The sequence below is a fragment of the Streptomyces chiangmaiensis genome (assembly GCF_036281785.1).
In the GTDB taxonomy this organism is placed as follows: domain Bacteria; phylum Actinomycetota; class Actinomycetes; order Streptomycetales; family Streptomycetaceae; genus Streptomyces; species Streptomyces chiangmaiensis.
Window position 1 is genome coordinate 1 of sequence record NZ_JAYWVC010000297.1, and the last position, 7,262, is coordinate 7,262.

Genomic DNA, 7,262 nt, shown 5'->3' on the forward strand with positions numbered 1-7,262 from the left:
TGCTCCCGTCCCGGGCGGGCGGCGGTCTCTCGCGCCGCGGCCCGCCCGTAGTCGCCGGGGGATCGTCCCGTCCTGGGTGCCGAACCCCTGTGCCCCCCTTGTGACCCTCTGTGCATCCCGGCATCCGGACAGGAGTTGCAGCCGAGCGATCACCCCTCTAATGTCCTGCGCAGGTCATGAGCGACAGCCTTTCGGCCCCGGCCGGCTGTCCGGCAACCCTCCGTCCGTGGCGGGGTGCCCCGGGTGAGGACCAGGCCGTAGGCAGTGAGGTCTGCGGCAAGCGCGGACCCCTCGCGTCACCAGGGGTCCTGGTCGTTCGAGGGAGCCTTCCGTGAGCAAGCGAATGCGATAGGGCCGCAGAGCCCCGCCTCCGCAATACTTTTCTCCCCTTCCCGTGCCGTTGGCGCATCCACGCGCCGTCCTGCGCGCCGCCCGGCACGGAGTACCCACCTGCCTTCACGGGAGTGCACCCATGTCTGTCTCCACCGTTGCATCCGACCAGTCCGTTTGTTCCCCGTTGTCCGTTCTGGGGCGAGATGTCACCGTGCCGCTCGTCACCGGCGGCGAAGTCACCTACGCCGCGCTCGACTACGCGGCCAGCGCCCCGGCCCTCCAGCGGGTCTGGGACGACGTGGCGGCGTATGCCCCGTACTACGGCAGCGTCCACCGCGGTGCCGGCTACCTTTCCCAGCTCTCCACGGACCTGTTCGAGAACGCCCGCAGGACGGTCGCGGAGTTCCTCGGCTGCCGCGAGGACGACCAGGTGGTCTTCACCCGGTCCACCACCGACTCGCTGAACCTCCTCGCCGCCGCCCTTCCGGCCGACTGCCAGGTCTTCGTCTTCGAGACCGAGCACCATGCCTCGTTGCTGCCCTGGCGGGAGGCCCGGGTCACCTACCTCGACGCCCCGCGTACTCCGCAGCAGGCCGTCGAGATCCTGGAGCGCGCCCTGGCGGACCGCGCCCCTTCCCCGGACGCTCGGCTGCGCTCGCGTGAGGGAGAGGCCCCTGGTCCGGCCCTGGTCTGCGTCACCGGCGCCTCCAACGTCACCGGTGAGCTGTGGCCCGTGCGCGAGCTCGCGGCGGCCGCCCACGCGCACGGTGCCCGTATCGCCCTGGACGCCGCCCAGTTGGCCCCGCATCACCCGGTGTCCGCCCGCGACCTCGGCGTCGACTGGGTCGCCTTCTCCGGGCACAAGCTGTATGCACCCTTCGGCGCCGGCGTACTCGCCGGCCGCGCCGACTGGCTGCGCGAGGCCGAGCCCTACCTCGCGGGTGGCGGCGCCAGCCGCAAGGTCACCCGCCGCGCCGACGGGGGAGTGGACGTCGAGTGGCACGAGAGCGCCGCCCGGCACGAGGCGGGCTCGCCCAACGTCATCGGCGCCTACGCGATCGCCTCCGCCTGTAAGGCCCTCACCGAGGTGGGTTTCGACACGCTCGTCGCTCGCGAACGGCATCTGATCCGCAAGGTCGGGGAAGGGCTGCGCGACGTCCCCGAGGTGAAGGTGCTCTCCCTCTTCGGCGACGACGCGCCTCGTGTCGGCGTCATCTCCTTCGTCGTGGAGGGCTGGAACAGCTCCCACTTCGCCGCGGCGCTCTCCGCGGAGTACGGCATCGGCGTCCGCGACGGCTTGTTCTGCGCCCACCCGCTGGTGCGCACCCTGCTGGGCAGCGACCCTCAGGTGCAGGGCGAGTGCGGCGCTCCCGAGGCCGTGCCCGGTGAGAAGTCCCTGAACGCGATCCGCGTCAGCTTCGGCGCGGGCACGCCCGAGGAGCACGTGGAGCGGTTCGTCCGCGCGGTCAAGGAGCTCGTCCGCGACGGCGCGAAGTGGAGTTACCGTACGGAGGGCGGTCGTTGCGTGCCGACGGACTGATCCACTGAGGTCCCGGGACGTATACGCTCCTCTCGGCGGCCCGACGGGCGACAGGGGGAGCGGGAAGGTGCAGGAGCTGCGTGAGACGGATCCGCGGCGCATCGGGCCGTACGAGGTCATGGGCTGGCTCGGCGCGGGCGGGATGGGCGAGGTCTATCTCGCCGAGGCCCGCGCGGGCGTCAGGCTGGCCGTCAAGGTGGTGCGGGCCGAGTACGCCGAGGATCGCATCTTCCGTGCCAGGTTCCGTCAGGAGGTGCGCGCCGCGCAGACCGTCGGTGGGGCCGGAACATACACGGCGCGGGTCGTCGACGCGGACACCGAGGGCGAACGACCGTGGATGGCCACGGAGTTCGTGGATGGTCCCAACCTGCGTGACGCGGTGCTCGACGGGGGGCCGCTGTCCGAGGACGTGGTGCGGCTGCTGGCGGCCGCGCTCGGCGAGGCCCTCGGCGCCATTCATGCCAGGGGCATGGTCCACCGGGACCTGAAGCCCTCCAACATCCTGCTGGCGCCGGAAGGACCGAGGGTCATCGACTTCGGGATCGTACGGGCGCTGGAGGCGACCGCGCTGACCCGCACGGGCGCGGTCGTCGGCTCGGTCGGCTATGTCTCACCCGAACAGATCCGCAACGGAGGCCGGGTCGGGCCGCCGAGCGACATCTTCTCGCTGGGCGCCGTCCTCGCGTACGCGGCGGCCGGCCGCGAGCCCTTCGGCGAGGGCCAGGACTCGGTGGTCCTGCTGCGCATCCTGACCGGGGACATCGATCTGACGGGGGTGCCGCAGGGACTTCGGCCGCTGGTGGAGCCCTGCCTCAGCGAGGACCCGGCACGGCGGCCGGCCCCGGCGGAGCTGGTCGAGGCGGCGGGGCACACGGTGCGGTCCTTGCGGGACGGCATGCGGCCCGGCTGGTACAGGCCGGATGCGGACCCGGTGACCTGCGCCGAGGATGAGCCGGCGCGCTGGCAGCCGGAGCCGGAGCCGGTGCCGCGGGAGCACGTGAGCCGGGTGGAGTACATCGTTCCGGAGACGGTGACGGTGACGGCGGCAGAGACGGTGACGGCGGCAGAGACGGCGACGGACACCCCTGAGCGATCGCCCGGGCGCGCACCCAGCCGGCGCCGGCTGTTGCGGGCGGCGAGCGCGGGGGCGGTGCTCGCCACGGGCGGAGGCGTCGGCGGGTGGCTGTGGCTGCGGGACCCGGGCGGTGGGCAGCGGCGGGGATCGGCGGGCGGCTCCACCGCGCGGCCCTCCTGGGCCGCGAGCGTGGGCGGGCGGGCGCCGGGCGTCCTCTGGCAGTACGAGACGGGAGGGCTCGGCGGACGCCGCGGTCCGTGTGTCGCGCTCTCGCCGGACGGCGCACGCGTGTACGTCGGGGGCGCGGACGAATCTCTGCACGCCGTCTCCTCGGAGGGCAGACAGCTGTGGGCGGTGCAGCTGCACGGTCGGGTCATGGCGCCCCTGGCCACGGCCGACAGCGTGTACTGCCTGCTGGAGGACGAGCGGGAGGGTGCCTCGAGGCTGTGTGCCGTCACGGTGGAGGGCACCTTGCGCTGGACCCGGACGATCGACGGCGGCAGCAGCCAGTTCCTGGTGGGCGCGGGCGACCTGGTACTGGTGACGACCGGGAACACCGCGTCCCGGGGCAGGCTGCGGGCGTACGGGGCCGACGGGAGGGTGCGCTGGCAGACGGCGCCCGGGCCGGCCCCCACCAGCGAGCCGACGGTCGTGGACGACGACGTCTACGTCAGCACCTTCGGGGGCGCGGTGGAGGCCCTGGACGTCAGGACCGGGAACCGCACGTGGTCCGTGCGGATCGACGTCGACCCCGGGCGGGCCGAGGCCGTCGACGGGACGCTGGTCCTCGGCTCCGCCGGCGATCGCGGGCTGCGGGGGATCGCGCTGGACGGCAGGCCGAAGTGGAGTGTCGACAACAGGGACGTGGGCGGCAGCCGCTACTTCACGTCAGTGGCGTTCGGTGCGGTCGCCCTCACCACGAACGGGGGGCGGCTGACTGCCCTCAGCCCGCGCGACGGGTCGACGGTGTGGGACGTCACCGGCGGCGGTATCGGGCAGAGCCGCAGCGATCCGACGGTCCAGGGAGCATTCGCCTACGCCTGCCTGGACTCGACGCTGTACGTGGTGGACAGGCGTGGCAAACTGCGGAGCCGGGTGGCCTTCGCCGACCCGCAGGTCGACACCCACCACCCGGTGGTCCGCGGCGACCGCGTCTACGTGGCCACCGCCAAGGGCGTCACAGCTGTGGACGTACTGGTCTAGTTGTCGAGCCCGATGGCGAACGCCGCCTCCAGGTCGTGCTGGGAGTACGTGCGGAAGGCGACGTGCGTGTCGGTGGCCAGAACCCCCGGGATCTTGCTGATCCGCCCGGGGATGACGTCCGCCAGGTCGTCGTGGGCCTTCACCCGGACCATGGCGATGAGGTCGTAGGTGCCGGTGACGGAGAAGACCTCGCTGACACAGTCCAGCGCCGCGATCGACTCGGCGATCTCGGGGATCCGGTCCACGCTGGTCTTGATGAGCACGATCGCGGTGATCACGGCTGGTGTTCTCCCTCGGGGGCCTGGGCTGGAGGTTTCACCCTACTCGTACGGCCGTAGCGCACCCATGCGTAGAGGAAGCCCAGGGTGAAGCCGACCAGGTGGGCCAGATAGGCGACCCCCGGGCCCTGCGCGGCACGGCCCGCCGCCATCCATTGCAGGCTCGCCCAGAAGGGCAGCACGACCCAGGCGGGAAAGCGCAGCGGCAGGAAGAGCAGGAACGGGAAGAGACTGGTCACCCTGGCCTTGGGGAACAGGAAAAGGAAGGCGCCGAGGACCGCGGAGATGGCCCCGGAGGCTCCCACCAGTGTCTGCGCCGACTCGGCGTTGGCCGCCGCGTACCCGAGCAGTGCCAGGTAGCCACAGCCCAGGTAGAACAGGGCGAACTCCAGGTGGCCCATCCGCTCCTCGGCCATGGCCCCGAAAACGTAGAGGAACAGCATGTTTCCCAGCAGATGCACCCAGCTGCCGTGCACGAACAGCGCTGTCGCGGGAGTGAGTGCGGCTCGTGGCGCCCCGCTGAACAGTTCCTCGGGCACTACCCCCCAGCGGACGAAATAGGACCGTTGGGCGGCGAGCAGCGCGTCCCCGGTGCCGTAGGCCGGATTCAGTCCCGCGGCCGGTCCGATCACGAAGATCAGACAACACAGGACGATCAGCCCGTACGTCATCGGCGCCGACTGTGCCCGCAGCGCTCCGGCGGCCACCCGCCTCCAGGTGCTGATCATGGGACAGAGCATGGCGTAACCGGACTGATCCGTGCACAGTGCCTCGCCGCGTGGACGGGCGGGCGGCGAGTACCCGCCAGGCCGTAGGGTTACGAGCCACACGCTCCAGGGAAACTGGCGCATCACGGAGACTGGAAGAAGGAAGAGCAGCCACGATGACGGTTCCCCTGCCGACCGGGACGACCCGCTGGCGCTGCACCCTCTGCGGCAACCTCACGCGGTTCGATGTCACCCGCTCGTCGAAGGTCGTCGAGTATGTGCACCTCGATCTCGCCGGAGAGCCGAAGGTCGAGGAGCGCGAGGTGGTCAGTGAGACCATCGAATCGGTGCGTTGCCGCTGGTGCAACGCCGTGGATCAGGTGGAGCTCGTGGACAGGCCGGGCGCCGGCTCCTGAGGGAGGCGGTCCCGCAGGGACATTGGGGTGACGGATGGTGGAGACCACAGGCGGGGAGCCGGTCGACGGCACCGCTGAGGTGCTCGACCGTCCGCTGCCCGACGGCGTGCGCCGTCGTGTCGTGCAGATCGTGTCCGAGGGCTTCGGCGGGCTGACCCTCGGCGAACTGCCCACCCAGTTGCGGCAGTATGGCCGGTTCACCCCGAACCGCCGGGCCAAGTTCGCCGGCAACGCCATGGCGGCGGCCGTGGAGACCGACGCGGTGTTCCGTCAGCGCATCGGGGAGAAGCTCAGAGAGGCGCAGCCCGAACTCACCGGTGCCCTCGACTCCGGCTCGCCGCCACCGGCCGCTGACCCGCTCGACGTGGCGGCCGCGGCCTATGTGCTGCGCCCGACGGGCTGGGTGAAGCTGGTCACCGCCGCAGGCGAGGAGGCCCAGCGGGCGGATGCCGAACGCGCCGACGAGGAGAGCCGGGCCGAGTTGGAGCGGTTGCGTGCGGAGTTGGAGGCCGCCCGTGCCCAGACCCGCGCCGAGACCGAACGGCTGCGGTCGGAGGTCGAGTCGTCGCGCAAGGAAGCCGAATCGCTTCAGCGCAAGCTGCGTGCGGCCCTCAGTGACGTCAAGCGCGGCGAGGCGGCCCTGCGCAAGATCCGGGGCGAGATGGAGACCGCACGGGCCGAGGGGCAGGCGCAGTTGTCCGCCGCGGAGAGCGAGGCCCGGCGGCTCAGGGCGCGCCTCGGCGAGGCGGAGGCTGCGCTCGAGGCCACCCGCAGAGCTGCGCGCGAGGGTCGCAGCGTCGAGGACATGCGCGTACGGCTGTTGCTCGACACCGTGCTGGACGCCGCCCAGGGGCTGCGCCGGGAGCTGGCGCTGCCGCCGGTCTCCGTGCGGCCCGCCGAGACCGTGGACGCGGTCGAACCGGGACGAATGACCCCGAAGGACATCGCCGCCCGCGCGCTGTCCGAGAACGATCCGGCGATCCTCGACCAGTTGCTCGCGCTGCCGCAGGCGCATCTGGTCGTCGACGGCTACAACGTCACCAAGACCGGCTATCCGCAGATGCCGCTGGAGAAGCAGCGGCTCAGGCTGCTCGGACAGCTCTCCCAGTTGGCGGCTCAGACCGGCGCCGAGATCACGTGCGTCTTCGACGGGGCCGAACTGGCCGCCCCCGTGCTGCTCGCGCCGCCGCGCGGGGTGCGGGTGCTGTTCTCCAAACCGGACGTCACCGCTGACGAGTTGATCCGCCAACTGGTGCGCGCCGAGCCGCCGGGCCGGCCGGTCATCGTGGCCTCCACCGACCGCGAGGTGGCCGACGGGGTCGCGAGGGCGGGTGCGCGTCCGGTCGCGTCGATCGTGCTGCTCAAGCGACTTTCCCGGGCGTAGCGGACAAGTGGGTGCGGCTCACTCGTCGCGCCGAACATCCCATGGATCACCAACGCACCAAGCGCAACATCCGTGCGGCATGCCCGAATTGAGGGGATCGCTACGCAACGTAGTGTCAAGGCGGTATCACTGCACGTGAGTTCCGTGCAAAGAATGCATTGGGTGACTGAGATTTTCCCGCTCGGGATTTGAACTGATCACAGAGAGGTCACTAGGGTCTGGCTTCGAACCTCCGCACGGGCAATCACTCATAAGGGGTGGATGACGGCGGAGGGACCCGCCCACCGGCGTGTCGGTAGGCGGCTGGAGGAAGAAGGAGCTCGCCT

The 7,262-nt window shown here is 71.3% G+C and carries 6 protein-coding genes and 1 riboswitch; of the genes, 4 read left to right on the plus strand and 2 right to left on the minus strand.

Annotated elements, in window-relative coordinates; all coding sequences use genetic code 11:
• The first annotated feature begins 172 nt into the window (after positions 1 to 172).
• A riboswitch (SAM riboswitch) is annotated at positions 173 to 289 on the plus strand.
• Between the two features lie 183 nt (positions 290 to 472).
• Both VXC91_RS40450 and VXC91_RS40455 read left to right on the plus strand, forming a co-directional pair.
• The gene (locus VXC91_RS40450) at positions 473 to 1,873 is read left to right on the plus strand and encodes an aminotransferase class V-fold PLP-dependent enzyme (RefSeq protein ID WP_329512359.1); all 1,401 of its coding nucleotides are present in this window, start codon (positions 473 to 475) and stop codon (positions 1,871 to 1,873) included.
• Between the two features lie 67 nt (positions 1,874 to 1,940).
• Entirely contained in the window at positions 1,941 to 4,151 is a 2,211-nt protein-coding gene (locus tag VXC91_RS40455; protein WP_329512360.1) for a protein kinase domain-containing protein, read from the plus strand.
• Here VXC91_RS40455 and VXC91_RS40460 read toward each other — a convergent pair.
• Together VXC91_RS40460 and VXC91_RS40465 are read right to left on the minus strand one after the other, a co-directional pair.
• Positions 4,148 to 4,429 (minus strand): Lrp/AsnC family transcriptional regulator, encoded by a 282-nt coding sequence (locus VXC91_RS40460; RefSeq protein ID WP_252422038.1) that lies wholly within the window; start codon positions 4,427 to 4,429, stop codon positions 4,148 to 4,150. The two genes, VXC91_RS40455 and VXC91_RS40460, sit on opposite strands and share 4 nt — an antisense overlap.
• Positions 4,426 to 5,157: a rhomboid family intramembrane serine protease gene (locus VXC91_RS40465; RefSeq protein ID WP_329512361.1), complete on the minus strand. Its 732-nt coding sequence runs from the start codon at positions 5,155 to 5,157 to the stop codon at positions 4,426 to 4,428. The genes VXC91_RS40460 and VXC91_RS40465 overlap by 4 nt, the downstream gene beginning before the upstream one ends.
• A 155-nt stretch (positions 5,158 to 5,312) precedes the next feature.
• Here VXC91_RS40465 and VXC91_RS40470 point away from each other — a divergent pair, with 155 nt between their 5' ends.
• Together VXC91_RS40470 and VXC91_RS40475 are read left to right on the plus strand one after the other, a co-directional pair.
• On the plus strand, positions 5,313 to 5,552 hold the full coding sequence (locus VXC91_RS40470) for a hypothetical protein (protein WP_329512362.1): 240 nt from the start codon (positions 5,313 to 5,315) through the stop codon (positions 5,550 to 5,552).
• Positions 5,553 to 5,586: 34 nt separating this feature from the next.
• A complete protein-coding gene (locus VXC91_RS40475; protein WP_329512363.1) occupies positions 5,587 to 6,936 on the plus strand; it encodes an NYN domain-containing protein in 1,350 nt (449 codons plus the stop codon).
• The last annotated feature ends 326 nt before the right edge of the window (positions 6,937 to 7,262 follow it).